The sequence below is a fragment of the Luteococcus japonicus genome (assembly GCF_003752415.1).
GTDB classification, from domain to species: Bacteria; Actinomycetota; Actinomycetes; order Propionibacteriales; family Propionibacteriaceae; genus Luteococcus; species Luteococcus japonicus.
On record NZ_RKHG01000001.1, the window covers coordinates 2,314,820 to 2,333,269 of the forward strand.

Annotated in this window: 12 protein-coding genes and 3 riboswitches; of the genes, 6 read left to right on the forward strand and 6 right to left on the reverse strand. The window is 71.6% G+C overall.

Annotated elements, in window-relative coordinates:
- Positions 1-10: 10 nt before the first annotated feature.
- Positions 11-2,566 carry a bifunctional hydrogenobyrinic acid a,c-diamide synthase/histidinol phosphate aminotransferase CobBC gene (gene cobBC, locus EDD41_RS11040; protein WP_123575937.1) on the reverse strand — a complete coding sequence of 852 codons (2,556 nt, stop codon included), beginning with the start codon at positions 2,564-2,566 and terminating at the stop codon, positions 11-13.
- A 55-nt stretch (positions 2,567-2,621) separates the two neighbouring features.
- Positions 2,622-2,754: riboswitch (cobalamin riboswitch) on the reverse strand.
- 260 nt (positions 2,755-3,014) lie between these two features.
- Here cobBC and EDD41_RS11045 point away from each other — a divergent pair.
- From EDD41_RS11045 to cobM, 4 genes are read left to right on the forward strand one after another with little or no spacing between them, the layout of a single operon-like run.
- A complete protein-coding gene (locus tag EDD41_RS11045; protein ID WP_123577035.1) occupies positions 3,015-3,896 on the forward strand; it encodes a nitrite reductase in 882 nt (293 codons plus the stop codon).
- Entirely contained in the window at positions 3,893-4,558 is a 666-nt protein-coding gene (locus EDD41_RS11050) for a precorrin-8X methylmutase (RefSeq protein WP_094765965.1), read from the forward strand. Before EDD41_RS11045 ends, EDD41_RS11050 begins: the two co-directional genes overlap by 4 nt.
- Entirely contained in the window at positions 4,555-6,138 is a 1,584-nt protein-coding gene (locus EDD41_RS11055; RefSeq protein ID WP_123575938.1) for a precorrin-2 C(20)-methyltransferase, read from the forward strand. Before EDD41_RS11050 ends, EDD41_RS11055 begins: the two co-directional genes overlap by 4 nt.
- The gene (gene cobM, locus EDD41_RS11060; RefSeq protein ID WP_245995623.1) at positions 6,135-6,884 is read left to right on the forward strand and encodes a precorrin-4 C(11)-methyltransferase; all 750 of its coding nucleotides are present in this window, start codon (positions 6,135-6,137) and stop codon (positions 6,882-6,884) included. Before EDD41_RS11055 ends, cobM begins: the two co-directional genes overlap by 4 nt.
- A gap of 8 nt (positions 6,885-6,892) precedes the next feature.
- Here the strand turns inward: cobM and cbiE are convergent, their stop codons facing one another.
- Positions 6,893-8,119 carry a precorrin-6y C5,15-methyltransferase (decarboxylating) subunit CbiE gene (gene cbiE, locus EDD41_RS11065; RefSeq protein ID WP_123575940.1) on the reverse strand — a complete coding sequence of 409 codons (1,227 nt, stop codon included), beginning with the start codon at positions 8,117-8,119 and terminating at the stop codon, positions 6,893-6,895.
- Between the two features lie 42 nt (positions 8,120-8,161).
- A riboswitch (cobalamin riboswitch) is annotated at positions 8,162-8,303 on the forward strand.
- A 23-nt stretch (positions 8,304-8,326) separates the two neighbouring features.
- On the opposite strand from cbiE, the gene EDD41_RS11070 reads away from it, so the two are divergent.
- Entirely contained in the window at positions 8,327-10,495 is a 2,169-nt protein-coding gene (locus EDD41_RS11070; RefSeq protein ID WP_170165342.1) for a VWA domain-containing protein, read from the forward strand.
- Here EDD41_RS11070 and cobN read toward each other — a convergent pair.
- From cobN to EDD41_RS11090, 4 genes are all read right to left on the reverse strand, one after another.
- Complete coding sequence (gene cobN, locus EDD41_RS11075) at positions 10,456-14,169, reverse strand: cobaltochelatase subunit CobN (RefSeq protein WP_245995624.1); 3,714 nt, start codon at positions 14,167-14,169, stop codon at positions 10,456-10,458. The two genes, EDD41_RS11070 and cobN, sit on opposite strands and share 40 nt — an antisense overlap.
- Positions 14,166-14,302, reverse strand: a riboswitch (cobalamin riboswitch). Its footprint overlaps the gene before it by 4 nt.
- Positions 14,291-14,896, reverse strand: a complete 606-nt coding sequence (gene cobO, locus EDD41_RS11080) for a cob(I)yrinic acid a,c-diamide adenosyltransferase (protein ID WP_094765971.1) — start codon at positions 14,894-14,896, stop codon at positions 14,291-14,293. Its footprint overlaps the riboswitch before it by 12 nt.
- A 1-nt stretch (position 14,897) precedes the next feature.
- Positions 14,898-16,418, reverse strand: a complete 1,521-nt coding sequence (locus EDD41_RS11085) for a cobyric acid synthase (protein ID WP_123575942.1) — start codon at positions 16,416-16,418, stop codon at positions 14,898-14,900.
- The gene (locus EDD41_RS11090) at positions 16,415-17,362 is read right to left on the reverse strand and encodes a cobalamin biosynthesis protein (RefSeq protein ID WP_245995625.1); all 948 of its coding nucleotides are present in this window, start codon (positions 17,360-17,362) and stop codon (positions 16,415-16,417) included. Before EDD41_RS11090 ends, EDD41_RS11085 begins: the two co-directional genes overlap by 4 nt.
- A gap of 41 nt (positions 17,363-17,403) precedes the next feature.
- Here EDD41_RS11090 and EDD41_RS11095 point away from each other — a divergent pair, with 41 nt between their 5' ends.
- Positions 17,404-17,967 (forward strand): histidine phosphatase family protein, encoded by a 564-nt coding sequence (locus tag EDD41_RS11095; protein ID WP_123575943.1) that lies wholly within the window; start codon positions 17,404-17,406, stop codon positions 17,965-17,967.
- Positions 17,968-18,450: the final 483 nt, after the last annotated feature.

The window sequence follows — 18,450 nt, forward strand, 5'->3', positions numbered from 1 at the left end:
TTCTTCCTTGTCAGTGAGGTGTAGTGGTCTGTGTGTGGTGCAGGCCGGCCAGGGCGGCGGCGGCCCGACGGGAGGTCTCCTCGTCGCGGACGGCGAGCCGGATCCAGACCGGCCCGAGCCCGGGGAAGCTCTCCCCTCGTCGCACCGCGAAACCGGATTCGGCCATCCGCTCCCGGACCCAGCCGGGGGTGTGGGCCAGGGGACCCAGCGGCGAGGTGTCCACCAGCACGAAGGGTGCCCGCGGATTGGCGACGGGAGGCAGCCCGGCCTCGGTGAGGGCCCGGACCAGGTGCTCGCGGTCGGCATCGATCCGGTGGGCGATGGTCTGGGTTTGCGCCCGTGCCTCCTCGCGCGCGCACGCCACCATGGCATCCAGCGCCGGGGTGGCCACCGACCAGGGCGTCTGCAACTCTTCGAGCTGCCGGACCAGCCGGGGATCCCCGACGACGTAGCCGGCCCGGATCCCCGCCAGGCTCCAGGTCTTGGTGAGCGAGCGCGTCACCAGGATCCCGGTCATCTCCGGCCTGACCAGGGACTCCGGCTCCCCGGGGACGGCATCCATGAAGGCCTCGTCCACCAGCAGGACGCGTCCCGGCCGGGCAAGCCGGCGCAGCATGGCGGCGGGGTGCAGGACGCCCGTCGGGTTGGTGGGATTGCCCACCACCACCAGGTCTGCCCGGCCGTCCACCTCGTCGGGGTGCAGCGTGAAGCCGTCCTGCGGCCGCAGGATGTGGCGACGCGGAAGATGCCCGGCCAGCCGTAGCGCCTGCTCCGGCTCGGTGAACTGCGGGTGCACCACGAGGCTGCACCGGGTGGGCAGCGCGCGGGCGATGAGGGTGAACGCCTCGGCGGCACCGCTGGTGGGCAGCACCATGGCGGGGTCGAGGCCGTGCAGGGCGGCCAGCGCCTCGCGGGCGGAGCGGGCGTCGGGATAGGCCGCCCAGTTCGGTGCCCGGGAGCAGAGTTCGGCGGCGAGCTGGGCGGGTGGCTGGTGCGAGCGCACGTTGACCGCCAGGTCCGTCAGTCCGGGAACCAGGTCCCGGTCCCCGTGGTGCGTGAGGTCCGGCTGCTCCGCAACGGTGGCCGAGCTTGTCGAGGCCTCGGTGGGCCCATCGACAGGCTCGGGGATCGGATGGGGTTGCTCGGGGATCGGATGGGGTGGTTCGGGGGTTGGGTGGGTTGCGTCTGGGACCCGGTGCTGCGCCGCGGCCTCGGCGAGGCGCTGGGCGGCCTGCGGGAATCCGGCCCAGTGCAGGTGCTGGTAGCTGGCGTGCAGGCTCGCCGAGCCGACGCCCTCGGCACGCCCGGCAACGTCCCAGGCCACCGAAAGGCCTTCCGCCAGCCCGTCGAGCGGCACGACGGTGCGGTGGAACTCGTGACTGCGCACCCGCTCGCCGACCCTTGTCAGCAGGGTGTCCGCGGCCGCGACGGGCTCCTTGTAGCCCAGCGTCAGCTTCGGGCTCATCGTCGCGGCCAGGGGCAGGGCGCCCGTCATCGGCTGGTCGTCGAGGGTCGAGCACAGGTAGAGCAGCCCGGCGCACTCGGCCACCGTCGGCAGGCCGTCGACAACCCGGCGGCGGATGTCCTCGCGCAGGGCCTCATTGGCGGACAGCTCACCGGCGAAGACCTCCGGGAAGCCCCCACCCAGGTACAGGCCCGCCGTCGCGGAGGGCAGCGAGGCGTCGGTCAGCGGGTCGAACTCCACCACCTCACATCCGGCGGCTCGCAACAGCTCGGCGGTCTCGGCATAGCGGAAGGTGAAGGCGCGGCCCGCCGCGACCGCCACCACCGGACGGCCCTCGACCCGAGTCACCAGTCGCGACGGGTCCCACGCGTCGGCCTCCAGTGGGGCGGCGGCCCGGGCTAGTTCCAGTACCCGGTCCAGGTCCACGTGCGCCGCCACCAGCTCCCCGGCAGCCTCGACCATGGCGCGGGCCTGGTCACGCTCGGCGGCGGGCACCAGCCCCAGGTGCCGCGACGGCGTCGTCAGGTCCGGGGACCGTGGCACCGCGCCCACCACGGGAATCCCCAGGTCCTCGATGGCCCGGGTGCACTCGTCGATGTTGCGCTGGCTGCCCGCCTTGTTGAGGACCACGCCGGCCACCTGCAGGTCATGGTCGAAGCTGGCCATGCCGTGGGCGACCGCCGCAACCGTCGTCGAGCTCTTCGCGGCATCCACCACCAGCAGCACGGGGGAGTGGGTCAGCTTGGCGATGTGCGCGCTGGAGCCGAAGGCCGCCCGCCCGACCGGCGGGACGCCCAGCCTGCCGTCGAACAGGCCCATCGCGCCCTCGATCACCGCAATGTCTGCCTGGCCAGGGGTCCTGGAGCCGTGCAGCAGGAGCGGTGCGATCAGTTCCGGGCCGCAAAGGTGCGCGTCCAGGTTGCGCCCGGGGTGACCCGTCGCGAGCCCGTGGTAGCCGGGATCGATGTAGTCGGGGCCCGTCTTGAAGGGGGCCACTCGCAGTCCGCGGTCACGCAGCGCCCGCATCAGGCCCACAGCCAGGGTGGTCTTGCCCGTGCTGGATGACGCCGCACCCAGCACCAGGCGGGGGACTGTCGTCATGGCGGCCTTTCGTGAGGCCAGCGGCGACGGTTGTCCGTCCGCCCCTCGGCCGGGAGCAGTTCGGGGCACGGGGGCAGGCGACCGGGCTCATCCCCCGAAGGGACATCACCGTTGCGGGACAGCGTCGGATTCACACCGACTTCGCTGGCACACGTGCGCTGGCGTCTGCCAGCGGTCCAACTCTAGACCCATCGGATACGGCGGTCGCCGGGGCCCCTGGTGCTGGTTCATGCCGGGATGCTCCCGGGACCTGTGACATGATGCTGCCCGGGGTCGCGCCGCCCCACCCACAATTCCACCTTGTCACCAGCACACTGCGAGGAAGCCGGACGAGCCGGCACGGTCGCGCCACTGTGACCTCGGTACCCATCAGGGGCCGGGGGAGTCAGGAACTCGGATGCGCTGGTTGTCCTTGATGAACGAGACGCGCAATCTCGTAGGAGACACGATGGCTTCCGCCCCTGTTGGCACAGCCGGACCCAGTGCGGTCCGCACCCGTCCCGATCGTTGCCCTGGCATCCTTCGCCCCTGGCCCGCCGACGATGGTCTGCTGGTGAGACTGCGTCTGGTGGCCGGCAATCTCACCGTAGACGCCCTCACTGCCCTGGTGCAGGTTGCCCAGAGCTTCGGCGACGGCCGCATCCACCTGACCAGCCGCGCCAACCTGCAGTTGCGGGGCCTGCCCGACGACGGCACCGGCCACCTCACCACCCCCGTCCACCGGGCGCTCACCGACACGGGGCTGCTGCCCGCTCCCACCCATGACCTGGTGCGCAATGTGATGGCCAGCCCCTTGACCGGGATCGACGGCGGCCGCACGGACCTGACCGCCCTGGCCCGTGACCTCGACCGGGGGATCCGCGCCAGCCAGAGCCTCGCCGGCCTGCCCGGCAAATTCCTCTTCGTGCTGGACGACGGCCGCGGCGACCTGATGGGGCACTGGTGTGACCTGGGGCTGGTGGCACTCGACGATCACAGCGTGCAGTTGCGCGTCGGTGACCACTACGCCGCGGTGGTGGAGCTGTCCCGGGCGGTGCCCGAGCTGCTGGCCCTCGCGGAGCGATTCGTCGCAGAGCGCGGTGACGGCCCCGAGGCCGCCTGGCATGTCAACGAGCTGACCAGCCCGCTGGCCGACGCCCAACCAGCAGACCCGCGCCTGCCACGGCCCGACGAGCCGCTGCCCTTCGTGGCGGCGGACGGCTGGGAACACCTGGCGGTGGGTGCCGATGGCATCGCCGGCGAGGAGCTCCTGGCGCGGCTGGCGGGGCAGGCCCGGGTACGGGTGACGCCTTGGTACGGCATCGTCGTCTGGGACGGAGGGCAGGCATGAACCAGCAGACCAGGCCGTCGCGCCACTACGACTACATCGATTCCGGAGCCGCGATCTACGTCGACTCCTTTGCGACGATCCGCCGCGAGGCGGACCTGTCACGTGTTCCCGCCGACGCCGAGAAGCTCGCGGTGCGCATGATCCACGGCTCGGGCCAGGTGGATCTGGTCGACGACCTGGTGGTGCACCCCGGCTTCATGTCCGCGGCGCGCGGCGCATTGCAGGCCGGTGCGCCGATCCTGTGCGACGCGACGATGGTGGCCACAGGGGTCACGCGCGCCCGGCTGCCCCGGGACAATGACGTCATCTGTCTGCTGAAGGACCCGCGGGTTGCTGAACTGGCCAAGGATTTCGGCACCACCAGAACCGCCGCTGCGGTGAGCCTGTGGCAGCCGCGGCTGGAGGGGGCGCTGGTGGCGATCGGCAATGCCCCCACTGCCCTGTTCCACCTGCTCGAGATGATCCTGGACGGCGGCCCGCGTCCCGCGGCGATCATCGGCTGCCCGGTGGGTTTCATCGGCGCGGCCGAATCCAAGCAGGCCCTCGAGCAGTTTGCCGCGGTGCACGGCATCGACATTCCCTTCGTCACGGTGCGGGGCCGTCGCGGCGGCTCGGCGATGACCTCCTCTGCTCTCAATGCGATTGCGCAGGAGAAGGAGTGAGCGCCGCGCAGGGGCATTTCTACGGCGTCGGCGTGGGGCCCGGTGACCCCGAACTGGTCACCCTGAAGGCGGCGCGACTGATCGGTGACGCCGACGTGGTGGCCTACCACGCGGCGGCCGGCAAGCCGTCGAATGCGCGGGGGATCGTCGCGGACCTGCTGCCCGAGGGGGTGGTGGAGGAGCGCCTGGAGTACCCGGTGACCACCGGCAGCACCGACCATCCCGGTGGCTATGCCGGGGCGATGGCGGACTTCTATGCGCACAGTGCCGCCCGGCTGGCTGCGCACCTGTCAGCGGGCCGCACCGTGGTGCTGCTGGCCGAGGGCGACCCCATGCTCTACGGCAGCTTCATGTACATGCATGACCGCTTGTCAGCGAGTTTCCCCACCGAGGTGGTGCCCGGCGTGCCGGCCTTCCTGGCGGCGACGGCGACCACCGCCAATCCGCTGGTGCGCCAGACCGACGTGCTGACGGTGCTGCCCGGCACCCTCGAAGAGCCGGAGTTGGCCCGTCGCCTGGCCGACACCGACGGCGCCGTGATCATGAAGCTGGGCAGGAATTTCACCAAGGTGCGCAGGGCGCTCGCCGCGGCCGGCCGGCTGGACGGTGCGCTGTACGTGGAGCGTGCCTCGATGGAAGCCGAGCGTTGGCTCCCGGTCGCCGACGTCGATCCGGAGTCGGTGCCCTACTTCAGCCTCGTCGTGCTGCCCGGGGATGCCGCGCACGGGAAGCGCTCCCGCACCCTCCCCGAGCCCTCTTCCTCGTTCCCCGAGTCTTCTCCCTCGTTCCCCGAGCTTGTCGAGGGGGCGACGGCGCCCGCCCCGGCCGAACTCCTGGTGGTGGGCCTGGGGCCCGGCCCCGACCGCTGGATCACCCCCGAGGTCTCCGACGCCCTGGCCCGGGTGCAGCACGTCGTCGGCTACGGCCCCTATGTGAACCGCGTGCCGCAGCGCGAGGGGCTGACCCGGCATGCCAGCGGAAACACCGTCGAGGTGGACCGGGCGCGGCTCGCACTCGACCTGGCCCTGGCGGGGGAGTCCGTGGCGGTGGTCTCGGGCGGCGACGCCGGTGTCTTCGGAATGGCCTCGGCGGTCTTCGAGGCCGCCGAGGATCCACGTTTCGGTGGGGTGCCGGTCCGGGTGCTGCCCGGTGTGAGTGCCGTGCAGGCGGTCGCGGCCCGGGCAGGTGCCCCGGTGGGCGCCGACTTCGCCGTCGTCTCGCTGAGCGACCGGCTCAAGCCCTGGCAGGTGGTGGAGGAACGGCTGCGGCACATTGCCCGGGCTGATCTGGTGCTGGCCGTCTACAACCCCGCCTCCCGCAGCCGCACCGAGCAGGTTCACCGCTTCCGTGAGGTCCTGCTGGAGGAATGCAGCCCGCAGACCGTCGTCGTGATGGGCCGCGACGTGGGCCGCGCCGAGGAATCCTTGACAGTGACCACTCTGGAGGCGCTCGATCCGTCGGTGATCGACATGAAGTGCCTCCTCATCGTGGGATGCCGGGGGACGAGGGTGACCCCTTCCGGTCAGGTGTGGAGCCCCCGTTTCGTGCGTGCCGCGTCGGCCCAGGAGGCAATCCAGTGATCCACTTCGTGGGCGCCGGCCCCGGCGCCGCAGACCTGTTGACCGTTCGGGCCACCCGCTTGCTGGCCACCGCCGACGTCGTGCTCTACCCGGGCACCTATCTGGACCCCGAGGTGCTGGCGCACGTCAGCGACGGTGCCGAACTGGTCGACACCCAGCACCTGAGCCTCGACGAGATCACCGAGCACCTGGTGGCCGCAGAGCGTGACGGGCGTCAGACGGTCCGGTTGGGCACCGGCGACATGAGCGTCTACTCGGCCCTGCACGAGCAGACCCGACGGTTGGACGCCGCCGGCGTGGAATGGGACGTGACGCCGGGCGTCCCCGCCTATGCCGCTGCCGCCGCGGCGGTGGGACGGGAACTGACGGTACCCCTGGTGGCGCAGTCGGTGGTGCTGACCCGCACCCGCGCCCGGTCCACCCCGATGCCCGACGGCGAGGAACTCAAGAACTTTGCCGCCACCGGCGCGACGTTGGTGCTGCACCTTGCCATCACCCGTACCCGGGAGTTGATGGCAGAGCTGGAGCCTACCCATGGCCCCGACTGCCCGGTGGTCGTCGTCAGCCGCGCCAGCCAACCCGAGGAGCAGGTGCTGCGCGGCACCGTCGGCACCATCGCCGACGCAGTGGAGCAGGCGGGTCTGAGGCAGGCCGCCGTGATCCTGGTGGGCCGGGCACTGGATGCCACCGGTGGCGAGAGCTACCTCTACGACGCGCAGCGGGAACGTCGGGCCCGCGCCAGCTGAGGTCCCCGTTAGGACGACGGCCTGGTCCAGTGCCACTGGGTGACGGTGCGGGCGGGCCCCCAACCGGTGGAGCTGCCGCTGGCGTCACTGTTCTCAACCGTCAGCCGGGTCAGTTCCCCGCCGCGTTCGGCGAGGGCCGTGGCCAGCAGTCTCTCGGTCTCCAGCGTCACGGCGTGGACGACGATCCGTCCGCCCGGCCGCAGCGCGTCCAGACAGGCCTCCAGCACACCGGGGCAGGTGGCGTCGCCGCCGATGAAGATCGCGTCAGGAGCCTCCAGGTCGGCCAGGGCGTCGGGCGTCGGTCCGTTGACCACGCGCAGCCCGGGAACCCCCAGCCGGTGGGCATTGCGGCAGGCGCGCTCGGCATTCCCAGCACTTGGTTCGACGGCGGTGGCGCGGCAGCTGGGGTGGCTGCGCATCCACTCGATGCCGAGGGACCCGGACCCGGCGGCGACATCCCACAGGTGCTCTCCCGGGAGGGGTTGCAGGCGGGACAGGGCACTGGCGCGCAGGTCTCTCCCGGTGATCTGGCCGTCGTGCTCATAGGCGTCGTCGGGCAGGCCCGGTGCCCATCCGGCCTCGGCGGGACCCGCCAGTTCCAGGGCCACGATGTTGAGCCTGGGGGACTCCCCCGCCCAGCCCTCGGCGCAACCGCCGTGCCGTGACTCCCGGTCCGAGCCCAGGTTCCCCAGCACGTGCAGCGTCGACTTGCCGTAGCCACAGGCGGTCAGCAGCGCCGCGAGTCGCTCGGGGGTGGTCTCGTCGGAACTCAGCACCAGCACGCGACGCCCGGGGGCCAGCTCGCGCAGCGCCAGTTCCACCGGCCGTCCGACGACGCTGACCACCGCGCAACCCTCGGCTGACCAACCCATCCGCGCACGCGCCAGCGCCACCGAGGAGACCGCCGGATCGATCTCCACCCGCTCGGCACCCAGCAGTTCCACCAGGGTGGTGCCGATGCCGCTCACCAACGGATCGCCACTGGCCAGCACCGTGACCTGCGCCGCGGCCGGCAGTGAGCCGAGCAATCCGGGAAGTGTCTCCCGCAGGGGCGAGGGCCACGGCTCGCGACGCTGCCCCTCGACGTCGGGAAGCATCGCCAGGTGTCTGGCGCCGCCCAGCACCACATCGGCCTGCAACAGCTCCTCACGCTGGGAACAGGTCAGCCCGGCCCAGCCTTCGGCGCCAATTCCCAGCACCAGCAGGTGCGGCCCGTCTGCGGTGCGCAAGGTCATGCAGGAACGCTAGCGCTCCCCTTGTCGGGCCGCATCCGCGCTAGGGTGGGCGGAGCACGAGGTGCCCCGATCGGCCAGTCCGGGAGGGGAGAATCTGGGAAGCCGGTGGGAGTCCGGCACAGGCCCGCTGCGGTGATCGACGAAAGTCGTCAGTCCGAAGACCGGCCTCGCGCATTTCCTGTCCGGCAACGAATGAGCGGGAGCCTCATGCCACAGCACTATCCCTTCACGGCCATCGTCGGTTGCGAGCCAGACGCGCTCGACCCGATGGGCCTGTCCCTGGTGCTCAGCACCATCTCGCCCCAGGTCGGTGGGGTGCTGGTGCGCGGCCAGAAGGGCACCGCCAAGTCGACCGCGGTGCGCGCCCTGGCCGAGGTGCTGCCACGGATCAGCGTCTACGACGGCGACCGTTTCTCCATCGATCCCGACGATCCGCAGGCCATCTCACCCGACGGCCCCTTCACCGCAGAGAGCGCGCGTCACGAACGTCCGGTGCGGCTGGTCGAGCTGCCCGTCGGCGCCACCGAGGACCGGGTCCTCGGCTCACTGCACCTACAGAGTGCCTTGTCAGCAGGCGAGGTGAGCTATGAGCCCGGCCTTCTGGCCCGGGCCCACCGCGGCATCCTCTACGTCGACGAGGTGAACCTGCTGCACGACCACCTGGTCGACCTGCTGCTGGATGCCGCCGCCATGGGCCGTTCCACCGTCGAGCGCGACGGCATCTCGGTGAGCCACCAGGCGCGCTTCGTCCTGATCGGCACCATGAACCCGGAGGAGGGCGAGCTGCGCCCGCAGCTGCTCGACCGCTTCGGCCTCACCGTCGAGGTCTCCGCCCCGAATGAGCACGCCGCCCGCGCCGCCGTGGTGCGCCGCCGGATGGCCTTCGACAGCGATCCCACAGCCTTCATCGCCGCCCATGCCGCCGACGAAGCGGCCCTGAGCGCGCGGATCGCCGATGCCCAGCAGCGCCTCGGCGCCGTCCGGCTGGGCGACGCCGCACTGCTCAAGATCGCCGAGGTCTGCGCCGCCTTCGAAGTGGACGGCCTGCGCGCCGACATCGTCACCGCCCGCACCGCCATCGCCCACGCCGCCTGGTGCGGCCGGGCCAGCGTCACGCGCGAGGACATCCGCCAGGCAGCGCTGCTCGCCCTGCCGCACCGCCGCCGTCGCAACCCCTTCGATGCGCCCGGCATGGACGAGGAGCTGCTCGACCAGATCCTGGGCGACGACGAACTGCCACCCGACGAGCCGCACAAACCCGACGAACCCGGCCCCGAGGACCCCGAACAGGGCGAGGCCACCGACCCGCAGGGCGACCTGCCGCAGGGAGATGGTCAGGGAAAAGCACCTGAGGGTGGCCCCGACCAGGAGCCACCCGCCGTCGACCAGCCCCGGGACACCCCGGAGAACAGTTCCGACGTGAACCCGCCCGAGCAGGACCTCCCGGCCCCTCCGCCCACCGGCGCGGTCCCGGAGACCGTCGTGCAGGCCGGTACCCCGTCGCCCCGGCCACGCACCTTCACCGTCCGAGGCCTTGGTGAAGGGGCCGCGGGGCGACGTTCCCGGGCCATCACGTCGAGCGGCCGCCGGGTGGGGGCTCGCCGCCCCGAGTCGGGGCCCGGTTCCCTGCACCTGGTGGAGACGCTGCGCGCCGCGGCGGGGGAGCAGCCCCGCCGCCGCGCCCTGCAGCCTCCGACCCCCGAGCCGGTCGAGGGGCTCGACATCCGCGCCGAAGACCTGCGCCTGGCAGTGCGTGAGGGGCGGGAGGCCAACCTGGTGCTCTTCTGCGTCGATGCCTCCGGTTCGATGGCGGCACGCAAACGCATGGTGCAGGTGAAGACCGCGATCCTCAGCCTGCTGCTGGATGCCTACCGTCGGCGCGACAAGGTGGGCCTGGTGACCTTCCGCGGGCAGGGCGCGGAGCTGGCCCTGCCACCGACCCGCAGCATCGACATTGCCGCGGCCCGGCTCGACGAGATCCCCGCGGGTGGCCGCACCCCGCTTGCCGAAGGACTGCTGGAGACCGCCCGGGTGCTGCGACGCGAGCAGCTGCGCGACCCCCAGCTGCGCCCGCTGCTGGTGCTGGTCACGGACGGCCGCGCCACAGCCGGGGCGGGGGCCGTCGACCGGTCACGCCAGGCAGCGGACTTCGTCGCCGGCCTGGGGATCTCGACGGTGGTGATCGACGGGGAGCAGGGCCCGCTGCGCCTCGGGCTGGCGCGCCAGCTGGCCACGCGCATGGGCGCCGAGCACGTGCCCGTCGACGAGGTCACCGCAGACGGCCTGACCCGCACCGTGCGGTCGCAGCTGCCGCTGTCACACCCGGCCCCAAGCACTCACTCGTCGTCCTCCAGGTCTCCCTCGACCTCCAGGTAGACCTGCTGCAACTGCTGCATCAGGTCGGCGTCGGGCTGCTCCCACAGGCCACGCTCGGCGGCCTCGTGCAGGCGTTCCACGATCCCGCGTAGCGCCCACGGATTGCTGGTGCGCATGAACTCCTGCGTGGTCTCGTCCAGCACGTACTCGCGCGCCACCCGGTCGTACATCCAGTCCTCGACGACGCCGGCGGTGGCGTCGAAACCGAAGAGGTAGTCGACGGTGGCGGCCAGCTCGAAGGCCCCCTTGTAACCGTGGCGCTGCATCGCCGCGATCCACCGGGGATTGACGACGCGGGCGCGGAAGACGCGGGCGGTCTCCTCGCTCAGGCTGCGGGTGCGGACCCGGTCCGGGCTGGTGGAGTCACCCACATAGGCCTTGGGCTCCGCGCCGGTCAGTGCCCGCACGGTGGCGATCATGCCGCCGTGGTACTGGTAGTAGTCGTCGGAGTCGATGATGTCGTGCTCGGCGGAGTCGACATTCTTGGCGGCCACCTGGATGCGCCGGTAGTTGGTGCGCATGTCGTCGCTGGCGGGAACGCCGTCCAGTCCGCGCCCGTAGGCGAAGCCGCCCCAGGCCGTGTAGACCTGCGCCAGGTCGTCGTCACTGCGCCAGTTGCCGCTCTCCACCACCTGCAGGATTCCCGCCCCGTAGCTGCCGGGCTTCGAGCCGAAGATGCGGGTGCGGGCGCGCCGCTGGTCGCCGTGTTCGGCCTGGTCTGCCAGGGCGTGGGCGCGCACGTAGTTCTGGTCGTCGGGCTCGTCCAGTTCCGCCACCATCGCCACCGCGTCGTCCAGCATGGCGATGACGTGGGGGAAGGCGTCGCGGAAGAAGCCCGAGATGCGCACCGTCACGTCGATGCGGGGACGGCCCAGTTCGGCCAGCGGCACCACCTCCAGCCGGCTGACCCGACGCGAGGCCTCGTCCCATTCGGGGCGCACGCCCATCAGGGCCAGCACCTCGGCGATGTCGTCGCCGCTGGTCCGCATCGCGGAGGTGCCCCACACACTCAGCCCCACCGACGTGGGGTAGGCGCCCGTCTCGGCCAGGTGGCGCTGCAGCAAGGAGTCGGCCATCGCCTGACCCGTCTGCCAGGCAAGCCGCGACGGCACCGCGCGCGGGTCGACGGTGTAGAAGTTGCGCCCGGTCGGCAGCACGTTCACCAGCCCGCGCAGTGGGGATCCCGACGGCCCCGACGGGATGAAACCACCCTCCAGCGCGTGCAGCACGGCAGTCAGCTCGTCGGTGGTGCGATCCAGCCGCGGCACCACCTGTTCTGCGGCGAAGCGCAGCACCTGGGCCACCTCGCCCCTCGACAAGCTCGGGGATCGTGGTGGGATTTCATGTCCGTCGGCCGAGCCTGTCGAGGCCCCGAGCACCCGGGAGACCACGTCATCGGCACGTTCGGGATCCCAACCGGCCTCCTCCATCGCCTGCACCAGTGCGCGGGCCTCTGCCTCCACCTCGTCGGTGCGCGCCGAGTCGGCGTCGTCCCCGAGCCCGAGGGCGCGACGGAGCCCCGGCACGGCATCACTCGCGCCGCCCCAGACCTGCTGCGCGCGCAGGATCGCCAGCACCAGGTTGACCCGCGCCTCACCGGCGGGCGCAGCGCCCAGGGTGTGCAGGCCGTCGCGGATCTGCGCGTCCTTGATCTCACACAGCCAGCCGTCGACGTGCAGCAGGAAGTCGTCGAACTCCTCGTCCTGCGGCCTTTCCTCCAGGCCCAGGTCACGGTGCATCTCCGCGGCGCGCATCAGCGCCCAGATCTCACCGCGCACCGCCGGCAGCTTCGCCGGGTCCATCGACGCGATGTTGGCGTGTTCGTCGAGCAGCTGCTCCAGCCGGGCGATGTCGCCATAGCTCTCGGCGCGCGCCATCGGCGGCACCAGGTGGTCGACGATCACCGCATGTGCCCGACGCTTGGCCTGCGCCCCCTCGCCCGGATCGTTGACGAGGAAGGGGTAGACCAGCGGCAGCGAGCCGATCGCGGCGTCGGGTCCGCAGGCTGCGCTCAGCGCCGCATTCTTGCCCGGCAGCCACTCCATCGAGCCGTGCTTGCCCAGGTGCACCACGGCGTGCGCGCCGAAGCCGTGCTCGAGCCACCGATAGGCGCCGATGTAGTGGTGGCTGGGGGCCATGTCCGGGTCGTGGTAGATCGCGACGGGGTTCTCGCCGAAGCCGCGCGGCGGCTGGATCAGGATCACCACATTGCCGGCCTGCAGGGTGGCCAGCACCAGTTCCCCGTCGTCATTGACGAACAGGCTGCCCGGTCCCTCGCCCCAGGCCTCCCGCATCCGGTCGCGCAGTTCGACGGGCAGGTCGGCGGTCCACTCGCGGTACTGCTCGGCCGTGATCCGCACGTGCGCGTCGGTGAGCTGCGCGCTGGTGAGCCACTCCTCGTCCTGACCACCGGCGGCGATCAGGGCGTGGATCAGCGCATCACCCGCGCGGGTCTCGGCCTCGGGGCTGCCGTCGGAGCCGTCGACGATCCGGGTCACCTCATTGTCGCCACCCAGGTCATAGCCCTGTTCGCGGAGCCGACGCAGCAGGCGGATCGCCGAGACGGGCGTGTCCAGGCCCACCGCATTGCCGATCCGGGCGTGCTTGGTGGGGTAGGCGCTCAGCACCAGCGCCAGCTTCTTGTCCCGGTTGGGCGTGTGGCGCAGCCGGGCATGATTGACGGCCAGCCGCGCCAACCGGGTGCAGCGCTCCGGGTCCGCGACATAACGGGGCAGACCCTCGTCGTCGAACTCCTTGAAGCTGAAGGGGCCGGCGATGATGCGGCCGTCGAATTCCGGGATCGCGATCTGGGTGGCCGAGTCCAGCGGTGTGACGCCTTCGTCATTGTCCTGCCACTCGGTGCGGCTGCTGGTCAGGCACAGGCCCTGGATGATCGGGATGTCGAGTTCCGCCATCCGGGCGACGTCCCACGCCTCGTCATCGCCGCCCGCCTGGGCGCTGGCCGGGGAGGAACCACCAGCGGCGAGCACCGTGACCACCAGGGCATCCAGGCTCGCCAACGCCTGGTAGAGCTCGTCGGGGGCCTGCCGCAGCGAGCCCGCGAAGATGGGCAGCCCCACCGCGAGCCCCGTCGCATCGATCGCGTCGGCCAGGTCGTGCGCAAAGGCGGCATTGCCACTGACCTCGTGGGCGCGGTAGTAGAGGACGCCCACCGTGGGCAGCTCCTGCGCCCCGGGCTCCTGCTCCCTCGCCGCCCAACCCCAGGCCGGGACCGGGTGCGGTGGCTCGAAACCCTCACCGGTGAGCAGCACCGTGTCGGACAGGAAGGCGTGCAGCTGGCGCAGGTTGGCGGGGCCACCCTCGGCCAGGTAGCGGTGGGCCTGGGCGGCGACACCGATCGGCACGCTGGACAGCTCCATCAGCTGGGCGCTGGGTTCCTGCTCGCCGCCCAGCACCACCATCGGCCTTGTGTCGGCGATGCGGCGGAAGCCCTCGCACAGGTCCTGTGGGCCGCCCAGGATGCGGGTCACCACCAGGTCGCACCCGGCGACCTCGTCGGCCATTTCCTGGTGCATCGGGCGGGACGGATTGCCCAACAGGTAGTCGGAGCCGCTGGCGCGGGCCGAGAGCAGGTCGGTGTCGGACGTGGACAGCAGGGCGATGCGCATCGGCGCGTCTCCTCCCCCGGAGTTCTCGCTCCGGAACGTGGGCATGGACTCACCCGACGTCCAGTGTCTGGCTTGCCCTCGTAGGGCTTCACAGTGGCGGAACCGCCCCGGGATCTCACCGGGTTCCTGGGCCGTGGGCTGCGACCAGCCTAGCGGGAACGGGGACTCACCACTCGATGCCCGCCTGCCCCTTGGCGCCGGTGTCGAAGGGGTGCTTGATCTTGGTCATCTCGGTGACCAGGTCGGCGGCGTCGAGCACCTGCTGCGGCATCCGTCGACCGGTCATCACGACATGCTGGGTGCCGGGCCGGTTGCGCAGGGTCTCGAGCACCTCGTCGACGTCGAGCCAGCCATTGGCCAGCACATAGCTGAACTCGTCGAGCACGTACAGATCATGCGTCTCGTTCGCGAGCTGTTCGCTGATCCGCGCCCAGCCCTCCTTGCTCATCGCGACGTGGTCCACCTCCTTGGTGGAGCGCAGCCAGGTCCATCCGGCACCCATCGCATGCCACTCCACCGGACCGCCCTGACCGGTCTGCTCGTGCACCTCGTTCAGCGCGGCGAAGGCGGCCTTCTCCCCGGTGCGCCAGTTCGGCGACTTCACGAACTGGTACACGCCGATGCTCCAGCCCTGGTTCCAGCCGCGCAGCGCCATCCCGAAGGCGGCCGTCGACTTGCCCTTGCCGTCGCCGGTGTTGACGATCAGCCGCGGTTGGTGGCGCAGCTGGCGGGTGGTGAGCTTCTCGTCCTTGACCGGTGGGGTGCCCTGCATGTCAGTTCTCCTCTGGGGTGGGGTGGGTGAGGGCCAGCAGGGCGTCGACGTCCAGCTGCTCCTCGATGGCATCGGCCAATGTCTCGATCATTCGTTCCCGCAAGGCACCGAATCCCGGTGCGTCTGCGGTGGGACGCCACGGATGCCCCGCCTGGTCGGCGACGCGGGTGAGCCAGGCGCGGCGGAACTCGTCGTGCTCCAGCGCCCCGTGCCAGTGGGTGCCCCAGGTGGGGCCCACCCGCATCCCGTCCAGGAAGCGCTCGTCGGGTTCGGCGAGGGTGGTCGGGCGGCCGTGGTGGATCTCGTAGCCGATGGTCTGGTGGCCCTGCCAGCTACCGGTGGGGCGGGCCAGCACCTTGCCCGGGTGGAAGTCGACGCGCAGCGGCAGCAGGTCCAACCCCTCGACAGGCTCGTGCGTCGTGGGGCTGCGGCCGGCGGCGGGCTTCCCGGTGGCCGAGCCTGTCGAGGCCTGTTCCACCTCGTCGACTATCAGCTTCCCGAGCATCTGGTAGCCGCCGCAGATCCCCAGGGTCGCGCGCCCGGCGGCATGCCGCTGGGCCACCACCCGGTCGATCCCCCGGGCCCGCAACCAGGCCAGGTCGTCGATGGTGGCGCGCGTGCCGGGCAGCACCAGCAGGTCCGCGCGGGCGCAGACGGCCGGGTCCGCGGTCACCGTCACGTGCACGCCCGGCTCGGCGGCCAGGGCATCGACATCGGTGGCATTGCTGACCCGCGGCAGCCGCACCACGGCCACCTCCAACGCACGTTCGGCGTGGTGGGGTGTGGTTCCGGCGCGGTGCCAGGCGCCGATCGCCAGGGCATCCTCGCCATCCAGCCAGACACCCTCCAGCCAGTTGAGGACACCGAAGTTGGCCAGCCCGGTCAGTTCGCTGATCCGGGTCAGGCCGGGGGCCAGCACCTCGGGGTCGCCGCGGAACTTGTTGATCACATAGCCCTTCAGCAGGCCACGGTCCGCATCGTCGAGCAGCGCCCAGGTGCCGTAGATGCTGGCCAGGACCCCACCACGGTCGATGTCTCCCACCAGGACCACCGGCATCCCGAACTGGCGGGCCAGTCCCATGTTCACGTAGTCGCCGGAACGCAGGTTGACCTCGGCCGGGGAGCCGGCGCCCTCACAGACCACGAGCTCGTGGGCGGCCTCCAGCTCCCGTAAGGACTCGAAGGCGGCGGCCGCCAGATGCCCCCGCCCGGTGGCGTACTGGCCGGCCTCCAGCGTCCCGTCGGGCTGGCCGCGCAGCACGACGTGGGCCCGACGGTCGGTCCCCGGCTTGATCAGCACCGGGTTCATGGCGGTGGTGGGCTCCACCCGGGCGGCGACGGCCTGCAGGTACTGGGCGCGGCCGATCTCACCGTCGGCCACCACCATGGAGTTGTTGCTCATGTTCTGCGCCTTGAAGGGCGCCACGTCGATGCCGCGGCGGCGCAGGGCCCGGCACAGGCCCGTCACCACCAGGGACTTGCCGGCATCGGAGGAGGTGCCGGTCACCAGGATTCCCGTCATCGGGCGTTCCTCTCGTCGGACTCGTGGTCGGTTCTCATGACGGCGGCCAGCGCAAGGGCCGACGCGGCCAGCGCCGCGGCCTCCTGCACGCGGCGTGCCAGGGCGGAGGCCCGCCGCAGGTCCGCGGCGACGGGGCGGGGGCCGTCCCCCAGTAGCCCGCGGTGCTCCACACGGCCCCCGGGGTAGACATTGCGGCCACCCAGCTGCACGCCCAGCGCCCCGGCAAAGGCGGACTCGCACCACCCGCCATTGGGGCTGGGATGGTCATGGGCGTCGCGGCGCATCGTCTGCCAGGCAACGGATCTCCGTGTGCCAGCCAGCCCGCAGGCGAGCGCCCCCGTGATCCTGGCCGGCAGCCAGCAGGCGGCGTCGTCGAGCCGGGCCGCCACCATCCCGAAGTTCTCGTAGCGCTCGTTGTGGTGGCCCACCATGGCATCCAGCGTGTTGATGCCGCGGTGCACCAGCAGGCCGGGAACCCCGGACACCGCACCCCAGAAGAGGGGAGCCACCACCGCATCGGCGGTGTTCTCCGCCACGGATTCCAGCGCGGCGCGGGCCAACTCCGGCTCGTCGAGCTCGTCGGCCTGGCGCCCGCACAGCCAGGACAGCCGGTTTCGGGCCGCGGCCAGGTCTCCGTCCGCCAGGAAGGTGGCCATCGTCTCGCCCTCCCGGGCCAGCGAGGAACCTCCGGTGACGGCCCAGGTGGCAAGCGCGGTCAGCGCCACCTGGGCCGCTGGGTGCCTGCGGCCCACGGCTTCGGCGGCCACCCCGAGTGCGACAAGTGGAGCCAGACTGAGTGTCACGTGCCCCACGCCCGCGGCACGGGAGTCTCGGTAGTCGTGCGCTTCGAGGGCCGCGGCCCACGTGCCGAACCAGGCCACCGGATGGTGCCGTTGCGGGTCGGGGATCACCCGGTCCGCAACGGTTCCCAATAGCAGGCCCACCGCTCGCGCCCAGATCACAGCGCCCCCACTAGGGTTGATGCATGCAGCTCGTCCTCGTCCGGCACGGCCAGAGCACCTGGAACCTCGAACATCGCCTTCAGGGGCAGACGCTCGGGGTGCCCCTCACCGAACTGGGGCGAACCCAGGCTCGGGAAGCCGCCGAACGCGTCGCCGCCCTCGTTCCGGCCGGCACGCCAGTGCTGACCAGCGACCAACTGCGCGCCGTCCAGACCGCCGAACCCATTGCCGCGGCCCTGTGCGTGACGCCGCGGCGCACCGAGGCGCTGCGCGAACAGGCGCTGGGAGAGCTGGAGGGCCGGCTGACCAGCGAACTCGCCGCCGAACCCGTCCCGGAGGGGCTGCACATCAGCGAGGTCTGCTGGGGTGGTGGGGAATCCATCGAGCAGGTCCACCTGCGCTGCAGGCTGCTGCTGGCCCGGCTGGCCGACGAGTATCCGGATGCTCCGGCATTGGTCCTGGTGGGGCACGGCGACAGCCTGCGTGTCCTGTTGGCGGTGCTGGACGGCCGGGGTCATCGTGACGTGGAGTGGGGCGTGGTCGGCAACGGGAAGGTCATCGCCCGCAGCTGGAATCCAGCCGGTTGACAGCATCTCTCGTCCTTCGCGAGCGGGGCGAAGGGACGAACCGTCCGCCCTGTCGCCGAGGGCAGTGAGGCGCGCCGAGGCCAGGCGACCGGGCTCATCCCCAACCCTGGTAGAAGGGTGGGGCATCACCGTTGCGGGACAGCGCCGGGTTCACACCGGCTTCGCTGGGCAGCGACGCGCTGGCATTGGCCAGCACCAGACACCCTAGACCCCCGCTGACGGACCGGACCGGCGGGGCCATGGTCGGCCGGCCACGAGAATCGACCGACAGTCCTCCGGGCTCGTGCCCCGCCCGCGGGGGACCTCTGCCGGCCGCGCAGGCGCGGGTTGATTTCCGTGGCGGGTGCCCGGGGTACCCCTGAAGTCCGCCAAGACGCGGCCAAGGAGGCGCTGAGTCCGTCCTGAGAGGAGTTCGGTGGCCCCAACACGGCCCCCATAACCTGTCGAGGACGACGCCGAGGTCCGGCGAACGTTGCCGAAGGG

Excerpts from the sequence above, each read along its gene's own strand:
- cobO (WP_094765971.1), bottom strand. The coding sequence starts at position 14,896 with ATGCAGGGCACCCCACCGGTCAAGGACGAGAAGCTCACCACCCGCCAG.
- cobN (WP_245995624.1), bottom strand. The coding sequence starts at position 14,169 with ATGCCCACGTTCCGGAGCGAGAACTCCGGGGGAGGAGACGCGCCGATG.
- EDD41_RS11095 (WP_123575943.1), top strand. The coding sequence starts at position 17,404 with ATGCAGCTCGTCCTCGTCCGGCACGGCCAGAGCACCTGGAACCTCGAA.
- EDD41_RS11050 (WP_094765965.1), top strand. The coding sequence starts at position 3,893 with ATGAACCAGCAGACCAGGCCGTCGCGCCACTACGACTACATCGATTCC.
- EDD41_RS11045 (WP_123577035.1), top strand. The coding sequence starts at position 3,015 with ATGGCTTCCGCCCCTGTTGGCACAGCCGGACCCAGTGCGGTCCGCACC.
- cbiE (WP_123575940.1), bottom strand. The coding sequence starts at position 8,119 with ATGACCTTGCGCACCGCAGACGGGCCGCACCTGCTGGTGCTGGGAATT.
- EDD41_RS11085 (WP_123575942.1), bottom strand. The coding sequence starts at position 16,418 with ATGACGGGAATCCTGGTGACCGGCACCTCCTCCGATGCCGGCAAGTCC.
- EDD41_RS11070 (WP_170165342.1), top strand. The coding sequence starts at position 8,327 with ATGCCACAGCACTATCCCTTCACGGCCATCGTCGGTTGCGAGCCAGAC.
- cobBC (WP_123575937.1), bottom strand. The coding sequence starts at position 2,566 with ATGACGACAGTCCCCCGCCTGGTGCTGGGTGCGGCGTCATCCAGCACG.